Genomic DNA, 2,286 nt, shown 5'->3' with positions numbered 1-2,286 from the left:
GATTGTGACATGAAAAGGCCGTTCCCTATTTGCACCCGAATTTATCTAGTGCCTGCGCCGGCGAATCGCTCGTTCAAAGCGTATTGGGGCGTACTGGGTTGCCATATGCGCCGACGTGCACAAAAAGTTGACAAGATTATTCAGCTATGTACCCCTCCAGTCTGGAATTGTTCCAAACTATGGGCCATATTCGGTCCAAGCTAATGTTTTCGCGAGGATACCATGCGGCTCACGCGCCAAACCAACTACGCGATGCGCATCCTGATGTATTGCGCCGCGAACACCGACAGGTTGAGCCGTATCCCTGAGATCGCCGCCGCCTATTCGGTTTCGGAGCTGTTCCTGTTCAAGATCCTCCAGCCGCTAGTCGAGGCCGGCCTGGTCGAGACGGTGCGCGGCCGCAACGGCGGCGTGAGACTCGGCCGCCCGGCGGAGCAGATCAGCCTGTTCGATGTCGTGCGCGTCACCGAAGAGAGCTTTGCCATGGCCGAATGCTTCGAGAACGACGCCGCCGAATGCCCTCTGGTCGATAGCTGCGCGCTGAATTCGGCGCTGCGCGAAGCGCTCAACGCCTTCTTCGCCGTGCTCTCCCGCTACACGATCGCCGATCTCATCGCCGCACGCCCGAGCGTGCGCCATCTGCTCGGCATCGACCTCTTGGAGCAGCGCGCCCCGGCTGCCTAAGCGGCCGATTGCGGCAGCACGAACGGCATGTTCGCCGAAGGCAGCACGCCAACCTTGAGGCGGCAGTCGAACACCTTCTCGATCAATTCGTCTTTCAGCACGTTCGCTGGCGTGCCGGCAGCCGCCAGTTGGCCGTGATGCAGCACGAAAATCTGGTCGGCATACATGGCCGTCAGGTTGAGGTCGTGCAGGATCGCCACCACGCCGCCGCCGCGGCGGGCGAAATCGCGCGCGATGTTCATGATGATCAACTGGTGCTTGACGTCGAGGCTGGAGACCGGCTCGTCGAGGAAGAGATAGCGCGGCCTGCCCTCCAGCACCGGCGCCCAGACCTGGCACAGCACGCGAGCGAGTTGTACGCGCTGCTGCTCGCCCCCGGAAAGCTCCTGATAAAAACGGCCGGCAAAGCCGTCGAGATCGACGCGCGCCAGCGCCCGCTCGGGCAGGCGCGCATCCTCGCCGGGCAGCACGCCCGAACGACCGCCGATCAGGCCGAGACGAACGATCTCGCGCACGGTGAAGGGAAATGACAGCGAGGTCGACTGCGGCAGCACGGCGCGCAGCGTTGCCGCTTCGACCGGCTTCATGGTCGATAGATCGCGGCCGTTGAGCGTGACAGCGCCGGTATAGGCGAGCTCGCCCGTCAGCGCCTTGAGCAGCGTCGTCTTGCCCGACCCGTTCGGTCCGACGATTGCCGTCACCTCGCCCGGCAGCGCCGCGAAATCGACATGGGATACGATGTGCTTGTTGCCGACCGCCACGGAGATGTCGCGTGCTTCGATCATGGACAGCTCACAAATCGACGATGCCGCGCTTGCGCAGCAGGATCCAGAGGAAGAACGGCGCACCGGCGACTGCCGTGACGATGCCGATCGGCAGTTCGGCCGGAGCGACGACGGTGCGGGCGACCGCGTCGGCGATGAGAAGCAGTGAGGCGCCGAGCACGGCCGAGGCCGGCAAAAGGTAACGGTTGTCCGGACCGATGGCGAGGCGCAAGAGATGCGGCACGACGATGCCGATGAAGCCGATGCCGCCGCTGACGGCGACCGACGCGCCGACCGCCGCCGAAACCCCGACGATGGCCGTATATTTCAAACGCTGCACCGGAATGCCGAGATGGCCGGCGGTCGCTTCCCCGAGCGCCAGCGCGTTGAGCCCGCGCGACAGGAAAGGCATCGTCGCCAGCGCCAGCAAGATCACCGGCCCGACGGTGCCGATCTTCGGCCAGGTCGCGCCGGCAAGCGAGCCGAGCTGCCAGAAGGTCAGGTCGCGCAATTGCCGGTCGTCGGCCATGAAGATCAGGATGCCGGTCAGCGCCATGGTAAGGGCTGCGATCGCCAGGCCGGCGAGAAGCATCGTGGCGACCGACGTCCGGCCGTGCCGCGTCGCGATGGCGTAAAGCAGCAACGTCACCGAAAGGCCGCCGAAGAAAGCCGCCAGCGGCAAGGCGAGAGTACCGAGAGCGAGCGTGACAGGTGCAAGCCAGGTCGTGCCGAGCACGATGATCGCCACCGCGCCAAGGCTCGAGCCGGCGGAGACGCCGATCAGCCCGGGATCGGCGTCTCCGCCGGCTCGAGCCTTGGCGCGGTGGCGATCATCGTG

Annotated in this window: 3 protein-coding genes; 1 reads left to right on the top strand and 2 read right to left on the bottom strand. The window is 65.0% G+C overall.

Annotation, left to right across the window (positions count from 1 at the left end):
• Positions 1–222 precede the first annotated feature (222 nt).
• Positions 223–684 carry an iron-responsive transcriptional regulator RirA gene (gene rirA / locus EOA29_RS33585; RefSeq protein ID WP_126093353.1) on the top strand — a complete coding sequence of 154 codons (462 nt, stop codon included), beginning with the start codon at positions 223–225 and terminating at the stop codon, positions 682–684.
• Here the strand turns inward: rirA and EOA29_RS33580 are convergent.
• Both EOA29_RS33580 and EOA29_RS33575 read right to left on the bottom strand, forming a co-directional pair.
• Complete coding sequence (locus EOA29_RS33580) at positions 681–1,469, bottom strand: heme ABC transporter ATP-binding protein (RefSeq protein WP_126093352.1); 789 nt, start codon at positions 1,467–1,469, stop codon at positions 681–683. The genes rirA and EOA29_RS33580 overlap by 4 nt on opposite strands.
• A 7-nt stretch (positions 1,470–1,476) precedes the next feature.
• Positions 1,477–2,286: iron ABC transporter permease (locus tag EOA29_RS33575; protein WP_145969956.1), on the bottom strand; the 810-nt coding region annotated here is incomplete at its 5' end.

The organism is Mesorhizobium sp. M1E.F.Ca.ET.063.01.1.1 (genome assembly GCF_003998155.1).
Taxonomy (GTDB): domain Bacteria; phylum Pseudomonadota; class Alphaproteobacteria; order Rhizobiales; family Rhizobiaceae; genus Mesorhizobium.
Note: the sequence above shows the minus strand (reverse complement) of the source record. Positions and strands in the feature narration are given on the sequence as shown.